14 protein-coding genes, 5 pseudogenes and 1 riboswitch are annotated in these 16,503 nt (G+C 53.5%); of the genes and pseudogenes, 18 read left to right on the forward strand and 1 reads right to left on the reverse strand.

All coding sequences use genetic code 11. The features are described from left to right. Positions 1-142: 142 nt before the first annotated feature. From JCM12539_RS13745 to thiT, 11 genes and pseudogenes are all read left to right on the forward strand, one after another. Positions 143-444, forward strand: a pseudogene (locus JCM12539_RS13745) (JAB domain-containing protein). A gap of 1,018 nt (positions 445-1,462) precedes the next feature. Continuing rightward, positions 1,463-2,460: pseudogene (locus JCM12539_RS01930) on the forward strand (rod shape-determining protein). Between the two features lie 192 nt (positions 2,461-2,652). Further along, a pseudogene (mreC, locus tag JCM12539_RS01935) lies at positions 2,653-3,470 on the forward strand (rod shape-determining protein MreC). A 4-nt stretch (positions 3,471-3,474) separates the two neighbouring features. Continuing rightward, the gene (locus JCM12539_RS14470; RefSeq protein ID WP_263849721.1) at positions 3,475-3,609 is read left to right on the forward strand and encodes a hypothetical protein; all 135 of its coding nucleotides are present in this window, start codon (positions 3,475-3,477) and stop codon (positions 3,607-3,609) included. Further along, positions 3,606-4,001, forward strand: a complete 396-nt coding sequence (gene mreD, locus JCM12539_RS01940; RefSeq protein ID WP_054648838.1) for a rod shape-determining protein MreD — start codon at positions 3,606-3,608, stop codon at positions 3,999-4,001. Before JCM12539_RS14470 ends, mreD begins: the two co-directional genes overlap by 4 nt. Positions 4,002-4,023: 22 nt before the next feature. After that, positions 4,024-4,680 (forward strand): septum site-determining protein MinC, encoded by a 657-nt coding sequence (locus JCM12539_RS01945; RefSeq protein ID WP_054648839.1) that lies wholly within the window; start codon positions 4,024-4,026, stop codon positions 4,678-4,680. Next, positions 4,680-5,471: a septum site-determining protein MinD gene (minD, locus tag JCM12539_RS01950; protein WP_054648841.1), complete on the forward strand. Its 792-nt coding sequence runs from the start codon at positions 4,680-4,682 to the stop codon at positions 5,469-5,471. The genes JCM12539_RS01945 and minD overlap by 1 nt, the downstream gene beginning before the upstream one ends. A 1,347-nt stretch (positions 5,472-6,818) precedes the next feature. Beyond that, positions 6,819-7,475 (forward strand): amino acid ABC transporter permease, encoded by a 657-nt coding sequence (locus JCM12539_RS01955; RefSeq protein WP_054648842.1) that lies wholly within the window; start codon positions 6,819-6,821, stop codon positions 7,473-7,475. 39 nt (positions 7,476-7,514) lie between these two features. After that, a complete protein-coding gene (locus tag JCM12539_RS01960) occupies positions 7,515-8,150 on the forward strand; it encodes an amino acid ABC transporter ATP-binding protein (protein ID WP_054648843.1) in 636 nt (211 codons plus the stop codon). A 15-nt stretch (positions 8,151-8,165) separates the two neighbouring features. Then, entirely contained in the window at positions 8,166-8,969 is an 804-nt protein-coding gene (locus JCM12539_RS01965; RefSeq protein WP_225350182.1) for an amino acid ABC transporter substrate-binding protein, read from the forward strand. A gap of 107 nt (positions 8,970-9,076) precedes the next feature. After that, positions 9,077-9,164: riboswitch (TPP riboswitch) on the forward strand. A gap of 53 nt (positions 9,165-9,217) precedes the next feature. Next, positions 9,218-9,778, forward strand: coding sequence for an energy-coupled thiamine transporter ThiT (gene thiT / locus JCM12539_RS01970; RefSeq protein ID WP_054648846.1), 561 nt, complete (start codon positions 9,218-9,220; stop codon positions 9,776-9,778). A gap of 70 nt (positions 9,779-9,848) precedes the next feature. On the opposite strand, the gene JCM12539_RS12495 is transcribed toward thiT, so the two are convergent. Then, entirely contained in the window at positions 9,849-9,992 is a 144-nt protein-coding gene (locus JCM12539_RS12495) for a DUF4044 domain-containing protein (protein WP_156301991.1), read from the reverse strand. Positions 9,993-10,975: 983 nt separating this feature from the next. Here JCM12539_RS12495 and JCM12539_RS01975 point away from each other — a divergent pair. From JCM12539_RS01975 to mraY, 7 genes and pseudogenes are all read left to right on the forward strand, one after another. After that, the gene (locus JCM12539_RS01975) at positions 10,976-11,308 is read left to right on the forward strand and encodes a hypothetical protein (RefSeq protein WP_054648848.1); all 333 of its coding nucleotides are present in this window, start codon (positions 10,976-10,978) and stop codon (positions 11,306-11,308) included. Between the two features lie 240 nt (positions 11,309-11,548). Then, a complete protein-coding gene (gene mraZ, locus JCM12539_RS01980) occupies positions 11,549-11,980 on the forward strand; it encodes a division/cell wall cluster transcriptional repressor MraZ (RefSeq protein WP_054648849.1) in 432 nt (143 codons plus the stop codon). A gap of 3 nt (positions 11,981-11,983) precedes the next feature. After that, a complete protein-coding gene (gene rsmH / locus JCM12539_RS01985; protein ID WP_054648850.1) occupies positions 11,984-12,919 on the forward strand; it encodes a 16S rRNA (cytosine(1402)-N(4))-methyltransferase RsmH in 936 nt (311 codons plus the stop codon). A gap of 139 nt (positions 12,920-13,058) precedes the next feature. Next, entirely contained in the window at positions 13,059-13,319 is a 261-nt protein-coding gene (locus JCM12539_RS01990; RefSeq protein WP_054648852.1) for a hypothetical protein, read from the forward strand. Positions 13,320-13,360: 41 nt separating this feature from the next. Further along, positions 13,361-15,150 (forward strand): annotated as a pseudogene (locus JCM12539_RS01995) (peptidoglycan D,D-transpeptidase FtsI family protein). Beyond that, on the forward strand, positions 15,138-15,476 hold the full coding sequence (locus tag JCM12539_RS13750) for a PASTA domain-containing protein (RefSeq protein WP_225350183.1): 339 nt from the start codon (positions 15,138-15,140) through the stop codon (positions 15,474-15,476). Before JCM12539_RS01995 ends, JCM12539_RS13750 begins: the two are co-directional and overlap by 13 nt. Before the next feature lie 15 nt (positions 15,477-15,491). After that, a pseudogene (gene mraY, locus JCM12539_RS02000) lies at positions 15,492-16,454 on the forward strand (phospho-N-acetylmuramoyl-pentapeptide-transferase). Positions 16,455-16,503 lie beyond the last annotated feature (49 nt).

Raw genomic sequence — 16,503 nt, forward strand, 5'->3', positions numbered from 1 at the left:
GGTGGCGCAGAAGTTATTGCTGATGGTTGAGCTAGGCTGCCGGGCGCAGTCGCGGTTGGCGGTGCGGCACGGCAAAGTGGTGAGTGCGGGTGAGCTAGGGTCAACGATGATTCGCCACTTTGCGGGCCGGACGTACGAAGAAATGCTGATTCTGTACCTGGACGTGAAGAACCAAATCATTAAGCAGGAAACCGTATCGGTAGGTGGGATTGAAAGTAGCCTCATTGACCAACGGGTGTTGTTGCGGAAGGCAATTCTGTACGGCGCGGCCAGATGATTATGGTGCACAACCATCCGAGTGGTGATCCGCAGCCGAGTTCAGCCGATATTAGCGTGACACAAAATGTGTTGGAGGCCAGCAACTTGGTGGGCATCGCGTTGGTAGACCACCTGGTGATTGGCAGCACGGACTACGTATCGTTCCGCGAGCACGGGTATATTTAGGCATTGCATCAACGGCTGGTCGATCGCGGAGACGTGACGTTCCAGCCGTTTTTGCGTGGGGTGGTTGTGGCCGGTGGGGGTGCCGTGAGGTGCTGCGACTTGGTGGACCGCTCCACGGTGACCGCTGCTAGGGCGAAACCTCCAACCGCAAAGACCGCGGTTTCCGGTGCGACTTAGAGCCTGCCTGCCAAGCCCGGGCAGTCAGTCTCTAAGTTCGTCGCGCTGTACGTCACTTCGCCCTCGGGCTGGCTTTGCCAGACCTGCGAATTAACTCCCAGTAAGGTGCTAAAGCACCAACTGGAAGTAAACCTACTGCGGCAAGCCCCTAACAGCGGTCACCGTTCCGGGTCCAGTCGTCTCCGCACCCCACGGCACCCCCACCGGCCAGAACCACATTTGCGAACGGATTTATGTGGTAATAACAGCCAGTCACCGTTTGTGAATTAATTCTAGCAAGCATTCAGCTTTATAAAATTAAGTTAGTTCAACCGATACAGTTTTGCAGATCTAATCTGCTTTGGTGGACCGACAAACGGTCAATGGATTTAGTGTTTACGGTTTGGACTGGGTGTCGCGACTCTAAATGTAGTGTGAGGCCGCGTCGGTCGGGCCGGGGAGCGGAGGCGTGTGGGGTCGGAATGGTAACCACTGCCAGGGGGTACCGCCGTAGGAACGTAGTGACGTACGGCGCGACGAATTTCAAGACTGACCGGTGGTTTTTCCGGGCAGGCTTGAAATCGCGGCGGAAACACGCCCGCACTTAGCGGGTTGGAGCCTTCGCCCTAGCAGTGGATTACCATGGAGTACCCCACGTAAGCCGCAGCTCACCGGGCTGGCCTACGCTGCCGCCATACGCCAACCCTAACTGTGTTGAAACGCGGCGCTGCAAAATGTTACCCTATGTACTATAAGGAAAGACTAAGACTATGAAATTTCCAGTACCGAGCATTGGTATCGCCTGCAACTGTGATATACTGCTTTTGTTAGAATTTTCATGATGCCCAAAGGAGAGAACGGCTTGTTTGGATTAGGGACTAAAAATATTGGAATTGATTTAGGTACAGCGAACACATTGGTTTACGTCGAGGGTAAGGGCATCGTTTTGCGCGAACCTTCCGTTGTGGCCAAGGATACCCACTCGGGTGAAATCACCGCTGTCGGTACTGAAGCGCGGGATATGATTGGCCGTACGCCGGTGAACTTGACCGCCATTCGTCCCATGAAGGACGGCGTAATTGCCGACTACGACACCACCGCAGCCATGCTCAAGTACTTTATCCAGAAAGCCCTGGGTGGCAACGCACATCCATACGTTATGGTTTGTGTGCCAAGTGGTGTAACCGAAGTTGAAAAGCGGGCCGTTATCGATGCCGCGAAGGTTGCTGGTGCCAAGGAGGCCTACGTCATCGAGGAACCGTACGCGGCTGCCATCGGTGCAGGTTTGCCCGTCATGGACCCAACCGGTAGCATGGTGGTTGATATTGGTGGTGGTACTACCGACGTTGCCACTATCTCTTTGGGCGGAATTGTATCCAGTCGTTCAATTCGTATGGCTGGTGACAAAATTGACGAGGCTATTATTACCTACGTTCGCCAGAAGTTTAGCCTGCTGATTGGTGAACGGACCGCTGAAGACATCAAGATTGCGATTGGTTCGGCCTCGGTTGAGGAAGCCAAGGACATCGAGGTACGGCCATTCGTGGGCGTAACCTGTTGACCGGCTTGCCAGAAACGGTCGAGATTGCCGCTGTAGACGTGGCAACGGCCATCAACGAAATTGTGCAGGAAATTATTACTGCCATCAAGGAGACCCTGGAAGAAACGTCACCGGAAATTGCGGCCGACGTCATCGACCACGGTATCGTGTTGACTGGTGGTGGTGCCCTGTTGAAGGGTATCGACGGCGTCATTAGCGACGCAACAAAGGTGCCTGTATTTATCGCGCAGGACCCACTGGACTGTGTGGCTACCGGTACCGGTGAATCCCTGAAGAACATCGAAGCGATGAAGAAGTAGAGCAACAGGGTGGGCCGGGACAAGTTATTTTGCCCCGGCCCTTTTTTTTGTTGAGGGTACGTACCAGTTGCTTGCGTGGTTGAACAATTGATGTGGTCCCAGCACCGGCAGAAGCGGGATGGCAACCAGCGTCATCCTGGAGGAGCAGTGTCATGCAGAAGTTTTTTCTCAAACAAACGGTTAATTGTGCTGATGGTGTCGTTATTGGTCTGTGTAGGGCTAATTGCGGCTTCAGTTAGCGTCAGGAACAACAAAAACACCCCACCAGTTGTACAACAGGTGGGGAACGACGTGGTGGGTATCACCAGCTGGGTGGTGGCTATTCCCGCCAACGGGATTAGTAACGCCCTGGACGACGTGGCTAACCTTTTCAATACTTATTCCGAAAACGAACGGTTGAAGTCCAGTTTGGACGACTTAGCCCAGACTAAGGTGCAAAACCAGTCGTTAAAACAGGAAAACAAGCGCCTGAAAAAGGAGCTGGCCCTCAACGCGACTTTGACTGATTACAGCAAGGCCACGGCCTCAGTAATCTCACGGTCACCTTCAGATTGGACTAACACCGTGGTGATTAACAAAGGGTCCGTGGCGGGCATCAAGAAGAACATGCCCGTCATGTCCGGCTCTGGTTTAGTCGGCCGGATTGTCGAGGTTAATAAGACTAACTCTAAAGTTGAAATGATCAGTACTAACAGTTCGGCATCGAACCGTTTTGCGGCCGAAGTCGTCCGTAGTAGTGGCAACGCGGTTAATGGTATCATTACTGGGTATAACAAGGCCCGGGTGAACTGGTGCTGGGCCAAATTTCTACTAACCAAACGATTAAGAAGGGCGAACAGGTGATGACATCCGGATTGGGTGGACTCACTCCGAAAGGCCTATTGATTGGTAAGGTGGCTTCGGTTAAAACTGATAACTACGGTTTAGCGGACAAAGTTTACATCAAACCGGCCGGTAACTTGGACGATATGGATGTAGTAACGGTGATCAAGCGGACAATTGGGGGGTAACGGCGTGGACGAAAAGAAATTTACCCGGCACTGGGTTGCCATTGCCACCGTCTACTTGGCCGTCTTGCTCGATGGAGCGGTCGCGCACGTACTGGTCAGTGGATTATGCGGGCCACGTACACTGGTGTACCCCAATTGACTTTGCTGAGCCTTGTACTGGTCGTCGTCTTTGTGCCCCAGGAAAACTGGGTGATGCCCATTGCCATCGGCGCGGGCTTAATCACTGACTTTTTCTACACTGGTATCTTGGGCGTGAATACCTTTATCCTGCCATTGATTGTATTTCTAGTGACGCAGGTCCGCCCAATCGTTCCGCGACGGTGGCTGTTTGTATGGGCCGTATTTGTCATTGCGGTGACCATCAGCGAAGTTGCTAGCTACGTGGTGGCGATGATGCTGGGGAGTACAACCGCTTCGGTTGGTGCGCTGATTACGCAACATATTGCACCCGGTTTGACCGTGAATATTATTCTCTTTGCAATTATGTACTACGTTTTATCACGATTACTGGTAAAATTAACGCAAGACTAATATTTGGATGGAGGGGTGCGTTGTGGATGCAGTTGTGTTGAAGGCCAGTTCGGATGGGTTTACCCTCCGGTTGGATGAAGACGCCAGCTTTGAGGCCATTCTCGCCCAGTTGACTGATTTAATAGCACACTTGTACGCGGAAACACCTGAGGGCAACGTTAGCTTCACGGTCACGACGGGGAATCGCTTGTTGACAGAGGATCAGCGGCAGCATTTGGCCGCGGTCTTTGACGACTATCCGCGCTTTGCTGTGAGCGCGTTGACGGCTGATGTGGTTGATGCCCAGGTAGCCGCAGCCAAAGTAGCGGCAGCACGCACCCACTTTGCGGGTGGGGTGGTGCGCTCCGGTCAAGACCTGCGTTACGAGGGTGACGTGGTCTTTACGGGTGTACTCCACCCTGGCGCTAGCATTAAGGCGACCGGCTCAATCTTTTTGTTGGGCCATGCTGAGGGTGTCGTCCACGCTGGGTTTCCCGACAACGCTCGCGCAGTGGTTGTGGGTGACATGACGGGTGTGGAACAAGTGCGGTTGGCTGATGCAGTGGCCATTATTGACGATGAGCATCCAGCCGCGGGCGATTTGTGCTACATGGATGACGCACACATGCTCAACTTTGCCCCTAGTGTGCAGCTACGGCAGTTACGCCCGTGGATTTTTGACCAAGTGGAGGATAAATGATGGGAACAAGTTACGTTGTGACCTCCGGTAAGGGTGGGGTCGGAAAAACGACAACGAGTGCCAATATTGGCACCGCGCTCGCACTACGCGGCAAGCGCGTGGTGTTGTTGGATTTGGACATCGGGTTGCGTAACCTGGATGCGGTACTGGGGTTATCCAACCGCATTATTTACGATATCGTGGACGTGGCGACGGGTCGCGCCAAGCTGCGACAGGCCCTGATCAAGGACAAGCGCTTTGATGATAACCTGTACTTGTTACCCGCCCCACAAAATGCCGACAAAGACGCGTTGGAACCAGAGCAGGTAGCCGCGGTGGTGGCAGAGTTGAAGCCCGACTTTGACTTCATTATTTTGGATTCACCCGCGGGGATTGAACAAGGATTCCGGAATGCCATTGCTGGCGCGGACGGAGCCATCGTGGTGACCACTCCAGAAGTGTCGGCGGTGAGTGACGCTGACCGTGTCGTGGGTCTGATTGAACAGTCGAGCATGTCGTTGCCACCCAAGCTCATTATCAACCGGGTGCGGCCACACATGGTCCAAAACGGCACCGCGATGGACGTTGACGACGTTACGCAGCACTTAGGCATTGATTTGCTGGGACTGATTACGGATGACGATGACGTCATCGTGCAATCCAATAAAGGCGAGACCGTAGTGATGGACCCGGACAATGACGCCAGCAAACGTTACCGCAACGTGGCCCGGCGGCTGCTGGGCGAGACGGTGCCATTACTGCCGGTTACCGCACAAAAGACAGGTTTTTGGCACAAGCTGTTCCACCGTTGATAAGTTAGGTGGGCAGGCTGGTTGGCGGTTCTGACCGGTGGGAGCGCTGTGGTGTGCTGCGACTTGGTGGACCGCTCCACGGTGACCGCTGGTAGTGGCTGGTCGTACTGGCGCGGTGGCTCCGTTTGAGCGGCTGGTCCCCGCGACCGGTGCTGAGAGCCTCACGCTCACGCCCGTTCCGGGCTACCGCGAATTGCCCTAGCCCGAGAAAACCACTCGGTCTAGCCAATTTGATTCTGTAATTCATAACTGCCAGTAGGTGCTTACGCACCAACTGGCAGTAATTCCAACAGAACTACGGGCATACAGCCGTCGCGGGAACCAACCGCTCAACCTCCGCCACCACGCCAGTACGACCAACGGTAGAGGGTAACAATTAGGTTGATAGGGCAGCTAATAGTCCAAAAACCAGAAAGCAGCCCCCGGATAGTCCTGGATACTGACGATAATATTGAACCCTGTACCGGTACTACTTCAGCTGGACAAAGCTTGGGTAAGGGATCACATAGTCTGAGATTAGAAACCACGAATTATCGGGAACCCGTGGGTGGCATTTGGATGGAGGCGTCGTGCCCGGAGACGTAGTTGCTGCGGCCCCGGAGCGCTGTTTGAGCGGAGCGAATTACAGCGGCAAATTCTGGAGACAAAGTGGTTTTTCTTTGGCTCCAGAATTCGTGGAAGCCCGGCACGGGCTGGAGCGTGCGGGTGTAGCAACCTACGGCGTAGGGCACGTAAGCCGCAGTCCCAAAGGCCACCCGCGTGTTCGTAACCACCTGGCCTTCGCCCTAGCAGTGGTGACCATGGAGTACCCCACGAAAGCCGCGGCTCACCGCCCCGGCCTACGCTGCCGTTTCACAAAAGTTGAAACTTTTTGACGAATGTTGTTGACATTAGATTTACGTGAGTGTAGATTAAGAGTCAATCAATGAGTACATAAATCTTTGAACGGAATTGGTTAGGTGCATTGGCGCACAGAGACCCTGCGGTGCTGGGAAGCGGGGGGCCACCACCTATCCTCACATCCGCGAGTGGGACGTTGAAGCCTGTTAGTAGGCGTCCTCGGTTGGGCCCGTTAGCGCCGTGGTTGTTGAAGCAACCAGCTAAGGTAATACCGGTGACGGTATTGCGTACATGAGGTGGAACCGCGAAGCTAATTCGCCCTCTGATGACTCCGGTCATCAGGGGGCTTTTTTTATTTGCGCAACTGCACATGGCTGGTACCCAACAACCACATAAGGTTAGCCGTGTGAGCGGCTAACGTATCAGAGGTGGAACCGCGCATGGCGCCCTCTGTGGTTACTAAGGTAATCACAGGGGGCGCTTTTTAAATTGAAGGGGGAAGTTATTATGCAATACATTGCCGAAATTATGCCCGCCCTGCTCAAGGGCACCTGGACAACGCTCTGGGTATTTGTTATCACGTTGGTTTGCTCGTTACCACTAGGCTTGGTGCTGTCGCCAGGACTGGGCTCTCGCTCAAAAAATCCGCTGGCGGTTGCGTTACGGTGGTTGCTGAGTGCTTATACTTGGATTTTCCGTGGCACGCCACTCTTGCTGCAGATGATTTTCATCTTCTACGGATTACCAACCATCCACATTGTCTTTGACCGCAATTCGGCCGTTCTGGTAACGTTCATCCTGAACTACGCGGCGTACTTCGCGGAAATCTTCCGTGGTGGCTACCAGGCAATCGACAAAGGCCAATTCGAGGCGGCAACCGTCCTCAAAATGTCGCGCTGGCAGACATTCCGCTACGTAATTATGGGTCAGATTACCAAGATCGTTTTACCAAGTATTGGGAACGAAACAATCAACCTGATCAAGGACAGCTCGCTGGTATACGTTATCGGGATTGGCGACCTGCTCCGTGCCGGTAACATTGCCGCCAGTCGCGACGTGACGCTGGTACCGTACCTGTTGGTAGGGGTCATTTACCTGTTCCTGACGTTCATATTGACCGTCGCGCAGAAGCGGGTTGAGAAGCGCTTTGCCTTTTACCGTTAGTCAAAGCCGAGCGTAACCAGGCGTTTAGGAGGAATCATTATGCTGGAATTAAGTGGAATTAGTAAACAATTTGGTAGTCGCAATATTCTCAACGGTTTGAACTTGACCGTTCCTGACGGGCAGACACTTGCTATCGTTGGACCTTCAGGGGTGGGTAAAACAACTTTGCTGCGGATTATCGCGGGTCTGGAGTCGGCTGATGCCGGAACCATCGCGTGGGATGGTCAGGCAACCATTCCAGAGCAGCTACGCGAACAGGGAATTCTTGGGGTAGTGTTCCAGGGCTTTGAACTGTTCCCACAGTATACGGTACGGCGCAACATCACGCTCGCCCCGACCTTAACGGGGGCAACCAAAGCCGCTGCGGATGCTCGTGCCAACACGCTGATGGAGCAACTGGAGTTGACGGACCAGGCTGATGCCTACCCGTACACGCTGTCAGGTGGACAAAAGCAACGGGTCGCCATTGCGCGGGCCCTCGCGCTCGATCCACAAGTGTTGCTTTACGACGAGCCGACTAGTGCTTTGGACCCGGCTTTGCGCGATAACGTGGCCGCATTGGTTAACCAACTGAAGCAGGGGGGGATGACCCAGGTTGTGGTGACTCACGATATGGACTTTGCCCGGAGCGTGGCGGATAACGTCTTCACAATGCCAACCGGAACGGAGGCGTAAACCTATGCGAAAATTTTGGAAAGTAGCGGTGGCGGGGCTACTGGCGCTGGTCGCGGTCACCAGTCTGTCGCTTGCGCCCGGACGACCGCCAAGAACTCATGGCCCCGCATCGAAAAGACCAAGAAGGTGGTTATCGGTTTGGATGACACCTTTGTACCGATGGGTTTTCGTGAAAAGAACGGCCAGCTCGAAGGGTTTGACATTGACCTAGCGAAGGCGGTGTTTAAGCGTTACGGCATCAAGGCGGACTTCCAGACCATTGACTGGTCAATGAAGGAAACCGAATTGCGCAACCAAACCATCGATTTGATTTGGAACGGTTATACGGTCACCCCGGAACGCGAAAAGCAGGTACTGTTCTCTGACACTTACCTGAAGAACTATCAGGTGCTGGTAACCAAGCGTAATGACAACATCAAGTCGTTTGCGGATATGGCCGGTAAGACGGTTGGGGCCCAGACGGACTCCAGTGGGGCGGCGGACATTGATGCTGAGCCTAAAAAGCTGAAGGATATTATTAAGGGCAAGGAGCCCGTACTGTACGATACTTACGATAAGGCGTTCATCGACCTCAACGCCGGGCGGATTCAGGGGATTGCCATTGATGGTGTGTACGCGCGTTACTACGTGGCTCACCAGCCTAACCCGCAGAAGTACCGGATTGTTGACGGCACGTTCCCGGCTGAGAAGTTCGCGGTGGGGATGCGCAAAGGTGACACCCAACTGGCGGCAAAGATTAACGCCAGCCTGAAAGTATTGCAGAAGGACGGGACCATCGCGAAGTTGCAGCGCAAATGGTTCGGCGAAGCGACACAATAATTGGTGGTCAGATGCTTGGCGTTCGTCCTATTTTGTAGCGAAAGCTTGACGGTGATGCGGTGATTGCGTATGCTATTCCTTGTAACCGTTATTATTAATAGTAAGTAACCTTCACAAAGGGGTGCCGTAAGGCTGAGAAATACCCTTCGAACCTGTTTCGTTAGCACGAGCGTAGGGATTGTGAAATGAGGCAAACTGTCTCCTTTGTGGTGGGTGAGTGTATACACAACACAAGGGAGGCTTTTTTTATGGGACGACAACGGGTACGCATTATGGTGGAGGTCGCCGTGATGGCCGCGGTTGCCACTGCTTTGCATGTGATTCCGCACACTACAGGGGTTTCCGCGATTGAACTAGAGTGGGGCATTATTCCTATCGTGGTGTTGGCGCTACGGCGTGGTACAGGCGCGGCCATGATGGGTGGCTTGATTTGGGGTGTACTGGACATGATCCTGTTTGGGTTGGCGTCGGGCAGTGTGCTTAACCCGATTCAAGGAATTGTGGAATACCCCATTGCATTCACTTGCGCCGGCTTGGCGGGTATTAGTTACCGGGCATTCCAAAGTGGACAGCGAGGACGTCAGGTGGGAGCCATTATTACGGCGGCGTTTGTGGGTACCTTTGCCAAGTACTTCTGGCACTTTATTGCCGGCTGGATTTTCTGGGGGAGTTACGCACCAAAGGGACAGGCTGCATGGTTGTACTCGCTGATTATCAATGGCGGGTCAGCACTATTTACCACGGTGGCAGCGATTGTGGCGGTACTGTTGGTTTACCGGCTAGCTCCGCAGCTGCTACGGGAGCCGTAGTCTTAGGTACAATCAAAAAGCGTGTGGGCCAAAGCCCACAAGCTTTTTGATTGCGTCAATTAGTAACTGATTATTGGAACGCGGCCACGGCGGTAAACACCACGCCGAGAACCGTAATGAGAATCATGACCCAAACGAAAATCTGGGTGACGTGCTGGAAGGCAGATTTGTGTTCCTTTTCCGCCTTGACCTTGCTAACGTTGACCTTGCTCATGCGTACACCTCCGTGACTGAAACAATATCCTGAGTGCATTGTACATTGTTTTCCGCCATTCGGCAAATTCCGGCCTTAGTCGGATGTGCTGTGGTGGCGTGGTGGTTCTGGCCGGTGGGGGTGCTGCGAGGTACTGCGACTTGGTGGACCGCTGCGGTGGCTGTCCGTACTGGTGTGGTGGTTCCGGTTGAGCCGCTGGTCCCCGCGACCGGCTACGTGCCTCACGCCCGTGCCGGGCTACCGCGAATTGGCGTAGCCCGAGCAAAACCCGCTCGGTCTAACCAATTTGATTCTGTAAATCGTAACTGCCAGTAAGTGCTTGCGCACCCACTGGCAGTAACTCTAACAGAACTACGGGCATGCAGCCGTCGCGGGACCCAGCCGCTCAACCTCCACCACCACACCAGTACGACCAACGGTAGGTGTTGATCTTTATGTTTACGAAGGAGTTTACAGTCCCAATTGAAATAGTAGAACCGCCCCGCGCAAATCTGTAGTCATATTCACGTGATTACTGGAGCTTATTCCGGTACGAGTTCGGTCAGGTAATGTATTGGTATAGGACTAGGCTCAAGAGATTAGAGACCACGAAATATCGGGAACCCGCGGGTGGGCTTTGGGACGGAGGCGTCGTGTCCGGAGACGTGGTTGCTGTGACCCCGGAGCGCCGTAGGAACGTAGTGACGTACGGCGGCAAAGTTTATAGACCGAGTGGTTTCCTCGGGCTATAAACTTCGTGGGAGGCCGGAACGGCCGGAGCGTGCGGGTATAGCAATCACGGCGTAGGGCACGTAAGCCGCAGTCCCAAAGCCCACCTGCGGGTTCGCAACAACCCAACCTTCGCCCTAGCTGTGGTTACCGCGGAGCACCCCACGTAAGCCGTAGCTCCCCGGCCCAACCCACGCTGCCGGTGACCACTACTGCTGCAGGTACCAAACACCAACCCGTGAATTTTTGGTACAATCGGAGTAGAGGTGAATGACATGCATACTGTCGGTTTGGTTTTACCCCTGGTGTGGTTAGTGGTAACGCTAGCTCTGTGGGTGCTGGTGCGCCATCGTCGTCGTGGGTTGAAGCCGTTGCTACTCCTAATCCCGGTCGTGAACGGTGCGGGCATCATCTTGTTAACGTGGTCACACCCTGACTACCTGTTCGTGTGCGCCTTTGCGACTTGCTTGGTTGCACTCATTTGGGTGGGGGTGACCATCTACCGGGAATATGACTTATTATTCAAACGGTACTTTACCCAGCTCGCTGGTATTTTAGGGGTCCTGTCAACCGTTTGGTGGGTCGGCGCCATCATTTGGACCGCTTAATAACACGAACAAGGGTTCGATTTGGGCGAAATCACCACCTAATTGCCCAAAATAGGGGCGCAGTCCCCACCACTCCCCACATACCCGTTAAGGCCCGAAAGCCAATGCTTTCGGGCCTTTTGCTTGCCTTTTGTTTAAGGTCATCGTCAAATAAGTGGAAAGTGTGGAGAAAATAACACAAATTGTGGTGGGAAGTGGGGGATTGTGGTAATATTAGAATCATGAAGGGAGGTGCCGTCTATGTTCATGGGTGAGTTTCATCACAACTTGGATGCAAAGGGACGTTTAATTATCCCCGCAAAGTTCCGCGAACAACTGGGTGATGACTTTGTTTTGACCCGCGGGATGGACGGCTGCCTCTTTGGTTATCCCCAGTCGGAATGGGCCAAGCTGCAGGAAAAGCTACAAACCCTGCCGCTAACCCAGAAGAACGCCCGGACCTTTGTTCGTCTGCTGTACTCCGCAGCCACGGAGTGTGAGCTGGACAAGCAGGGCCGGATCAACGTTCCTAAACCGCTGATGACCCACGCAGCTTTGGATAAGGCCTGCGTACTGGTCGGGGTTGCCAACCGCATCGAAATTTGGAGCACCGAACGTTGGGAACAATTTGCAACGGACGCTGAGTCAGACTTCGATGAAATTTCTGAAAACTTAATGGACTTCGGGTTATAGCTTATGACGTATACACACGAGACAGTATTACTACATGCAGGGGTTGAAGCTCTTGCCATCAAGCCAGACGGAATATACGTTGACGCTACCTTGGGACGTGCCGGGCATACGCAGTTGATTCTGAGTCACCTGCAAGACGGCCAGCTCTACTCCTTTGATCAGGATGCCGAAGCCATTGCCGCGGTTGAACACCAATTACAGCCATTTCCAGCCAACCTACACCTGCTACATACGAACTTTCGTAACTTACAATCGGCACTGGCGGCGGAAGACGTACGTGGATTCGACGGCATTATCTACGACCTCGGCGTTTCCAGTCCACAATTTGATGAATCTACGCGCGGGTTTTCGTACCGGTTTGATGCACCCTTGGATATGCGGATGGATCAGAGTCAAACGTTGACTGCCCGCACCATCATTAATGAGTGGCCATTTGGTGAGTTGGTTCGCATCTTCAGCCGTTATGGGGAAGAAAAATTCGCCAAGCAGATTGCCCGGCAGATTGAGCAGGCTCGGGCACAGCACCCAGTTGAAACCACGTTTGAGTTGGTCGATCTGATTAAGGCCGGTATACCTGCCGCTGCTCGACGGACTGGTGGTCATCCGGCGAAAAAAGTCTTCCAGGCCGTTCGGATCGCCGTTAACGATGAACTCGGTGCCCTTGAGGAATCGCTGACGCAGGCGATTGCCACCGTCAATCCTGGTGGACGCATTGCCGTCATTACCTTCCAATCCTTAGAGGACCGGTTGGTCAAGACGATGTTTAAGGAACAAACTCAGGTGGCGGATGTGCCCCGTGGGTTACCGGTCATTCCGGATAGCGCCCAGCCAGACTTTAAGCTAGTATCACGCAAACCGATTTTACCTAGTAATGAAGAAATCACACACAACCACCGCGCACACAGCGCCAAGCTCCGGGTGCTGGAACGGTTAATGTAGGGGGTATCATTATGGACAATACAGCAAGAAAATTTGATGCGGCCGCACCACAGCTACGGCCGACGCCACAACCACAAACCCGGCCGTACCATCGGCGCGACCGAAGACGGTTGCACAACCCCAGCGGGTGCCGTTCAGCATGGTGGAACGCGTGCTCACCGCTTGCATTGGGCTGGCGACCGTGGGCATCGCATTATTAATACTTAGCACTCAGTTTGGGTTAGCGTCCACCACGCGTACATATCAAAACCTTCAAACGAAGATTACCAGCGCTTCCGACCGCGTGACCAATTACCAACAGTCGGTTGGGGAACTGACCGCTTCGAGCCGGCTAGCCGCCTTTGCCCAGCAGCACGGGCTGACGGTTAACGACGGTAATATCAAGCAGGTTACCAAATGAATAAGCAATCAAAACAACGGTTTTCAAAATCGCGCCTCCGGATGAACCGCCAAGTCTTTGGTGTCTTGATATTGGTGATTACACTGGTCGTCTTCTGCGTTTTTGTTTATCGTTTTTGTGTTATTTCCGGGGGGTATGTTGACGCACATAACCTCAAGAAGAGCCGGCTAACCCAAGAAACACGGACCTCGGTGCTGCAGGCCCAGCGGGGAAGCATTGTTGACGCGAATGGTAACACGATTGCGACAGCCAGCAAAACCTACTCGATTTATGCTGTTATTCGGCCGCTATACTCGGGTGACAAAGAAAAACTGGTGACCGATAAGGAACGCACAGCGACGGAATTGGCCAAGTACCTGCCGTTGGCGAAAGACAAGATTTTGGTCTACCTGAATCCAACCAGCAAGAAGACCAAGCAGGTGGAATTCGGTTCTGCTGGTAGTGGGTTGTCGCTGGCAATCAAACAGCAGATCAGCAAGTTGAAGCTGCCAGGTATTCACTTCACCAGCGAGTCCTCACGCCTGTATGAAGATGATATCTTTGCCTCACACGTTATCGGTCAGACTACGGTTAAGGGGACTGGCGATGACGCGACGATTGTGGGCACGATGGGACTGGAAAAGTATTTCAACAGCCTGCTGTCGGGTAAAAATGGGCACACGTCCAGCCAGGTGGATAACTACGGCTACCAGTTAAGTACCAGCAAGGCGCAAACCGTCGCGGCCAAAAACGGCGGTACCGTGTACACAACCATTAATAGCAACCTACAAAACTACTTGGAATCATTGATGAGCAATGTACAGACCGAGTACGACCCTAAAGAAATGACGGCCGTGCTCATGAATGCCAAAACGGGGGCGATCATCGCTGCGAGTCAGCGGCCGACGTTCTCACTACAAACCGGGGACGGAATTAGTGACATGTGGCGTGATGCGCTAGTACAAGACGCGTACGAACCGGGGTCCGTGATGAAAATCATGACCCTGTCCGCGGCAATTAACTCCGGTCACTACAACCCGAACGAATACTATCAATCCGGTAGCATTCAGGTGGGCGACACGACTTTGTACGACTGGAACCGCAGTGTTGGGGCACCATTCCTTTGTCAGAGGCCTTCACCCGTAGCAGTAACGTGGGGATGGTTAAACTGGAAGAGGACATGGGTAGCTCAACGTGGCATCACTACCTGAAGAAGTTTGGTTTTGGTAAGAAGACGGGCGTGACGCTACCGAGTGAAAATCCGGGTACGCTGTCGTTTAGCAACTCTACCACCCAAGCCACTACTGCGTATGGTCAAGGGGTGAACGTTACCGTGATGCAAATGTTACAGGCGATGTCGGCTGTGTCCAATAACGGGGTCATGCTGAAACCACGGATTATCAGTAAAACCGTGGCCGCTAACGGTACGGTGACAAAGTACGGCAAGCAGACCGAGGGCCGGATTATTAAGTCCAGCACCGCTAAAGACGTTCGTAAGGCCATGGTGCAAGTTGTGCAGTCCGATATTGGTACCGGTGGTGCTTATAAGATGGATGGCGTCGACGTCGGCGTTAAAACCGGTACCGCTCAAATCGCCGGGAACAATGGTTACCTGACTGGTGCTTCGAACTATATCTTCAGTGTTGCCGGTATGGTGCCGTCGAAGAATCCAAAGTACCTGTTGTACATCACCATGAAGCAGCCGCAAAACTACACGAAGTCGGCCGAAGAAATGATGGCCGAAATTTTCAAACCGCTGATTACACGCGCCCTGGCTTTGGACGCGGCCAGCATGATGCGGCGAATACGACCACCACTGAGGACACGACCAGCGCTAAGATGGTGGCAGTAACGAATAAGTCAACTTCTGCCGCCCAATCGGAGCTCACCAACGCTGGCTATAACGTTGCCACGGTGGGTACTGGGAGCAAAGTTGTGCAGCAATTGCCGGTGGCGGGACAGACCGCGCTGAACGGCAGCCGGGTGCTTTTACTCACCAACGGTGCAATGACCATGCCAGATGTCAGTGGTTGGTCTAAATCGGATGTGTTAAAATTGGCCCAGATTACCGGAAAGAAATTTAAGTTGAAGGGTTCCGGTTACGCAAGTGCACAGAGCATCAAGGCAGGTGCGTTAATCCCTGATACAGGCGGTACCATTACGTTTACCGCACAATAGAAAACGAGGTTTACCATGCAACTTGCACAGATGTTAATTCCTGCGGTGTCGGCATTTGCCATCACCGTGATCCTGCTCCCCCTGTTCATTGTTTATGCGGATGAATCATGAGGGGCAGACGATTCGCGACGAGGGCCCTAAATGGCACGCCAAAAAGAACGGTACCCCCACAATGGGGGGCGTCGTCTTCATTCTGGCGATTGTCGTGTCGGCAATCTGGGTGGCAGCCTGGACGCACCAACTAACCATGACGGTGTGGGTGGCCCTGTTTATCCTAGTATTGTACGGCGTTCTGGGATTTGTGGACGACTTTGTGAAGGTGGTTAATCACCGTAACCTTGGTCTTCGTGCCTGGCAAAAGTTGCTCGGACAGTTAGTGGGGGCGCCGTGTTCTTGGTGGTATTTCTCCACGAAGCTTCGCGCCGGTAATCACCGTGCCGTTCATTGGCCCCGTTAACAGTGTTTTACTCTACACTTTGTTCGCGGCATTCTGGATGGTGGGCTTCAGTAACGCGGTTAACTTGACTGACGGTTTGGACGGCCTGGTTGCGGGTCAAGGGACCGTTGCCTTTGGTACTTACGCATTCATTGCCGCTCACGATCACCGTACCGATGTCCTGATTATCTGCTTAGTGACGGTGGGGGCGCTCCTAGGGTTCTTGCTCTACAACCACAAACCAGCCAAAATTTTTTATGGGTGATGTGGGTAGTCTCGCGCTCGGGGGGATGCTGGCCGTGGTGGCGCTGATGCTGCACCGTGAGTGGTCGCTATTACTCATTGGGATTATCTTTGTCTGCGAAACCGCCAGCGTGATTCTCCAGGTTCTATCGTTCAAGTTGACGGGTAAGCGAATTTTCAAAATGTCCCCAATCCACCACCACTTTGAGATGAGCGGGTGGAGCGAGTGGCGCATCGATATTACCTTCTGGATCGTGGGCGCAGTTGCGAGTGGCCTATACTTGGCGTTCGCACTATAAGATTGGTTTAAGCAGTTAAATACACGCTCCGTCGCTGTGGCGGAGCATA

The sequence above is a fragment of the Lacticaseibacillus pantheris DSM 15945 = JCM 12539 = NBRC 106106 genome (genome assembly GCF_001311175.1).
GTDB classification, from domain to species: domain Bacteria; phylum Bacillota; class Bacilli; order Lactobacillales; family Lactobacillaceae; genus Lacticaseibacillus; species Lacticaseibacillus pantheris.

Coding starts and splice junctions, on each gene's coding strand:
- rsmH (WP_054648850.1), top strand. CDS start 11,984: ATGACGTATACACACGAGACAGTATTACTACATGCAGGGGTTGAAGCT.
- thiT (WP_054648846.1), top strand. CDS start 9,218: ATGGGACGACAACGGGTACGCATTATGGTGGAGGTCGCCGTGATGGCC.
- mraZ (WP_054648849.1), top strand. CDS start 11,549: ATGTTCATGGGTGAGTTTCATCACAACTTGGATGCAAAGGGACGTTTA.
- JCM12539_RS01960 (WP_054648843.1), top strand. CDS start 7,515: ATGCTGGAATTAAGTGGAATTAGTAAACAATTTGGTAGTCGCAATATT.
- JCM12539_RS01990 (WP_054648852.1), top strand. CDS start 13,059: ATGGTGGAACGCGTGCTCACCGCTTGCATTGGGCTGGCGACCGTGGGC.
- JCM12539_RS01955 (WP_054648842.1), top strand. CDS start 6,819: ATGCAATACATTGCCGAAATTATGCCCGCCCTGCTCAAGGGCACCTGG.
- JCM12539_RS01975 (WP_054648848.1), top strand. CDS start 10,976: ATGCATACTGTCGGTTTGGTTTTACCCCTGGTGTGGTTAGTGGTAACG.
- JCM12539_RS13750 (WP_225350183.1), top strand. CDS start 15,138: ATGGTGGCAGTAACGAATAAGTCAACTTCTGCCGCCCAATCGGAGCTC.
- minD (WP_054648841.1), top strand. CDS start 4,680: ATGGGAACAAGTTACGTTGTGACCTCCGGTAAGGGTGGGGTCGGAAAA.
- JCM12539_RS12495 (WP_156301991.1), bottom strand. CDS start 9,992: ATGAGCAAGGTCAACGTTAGCAAGGTCAAGGCGGAAAAGGAACACAAA.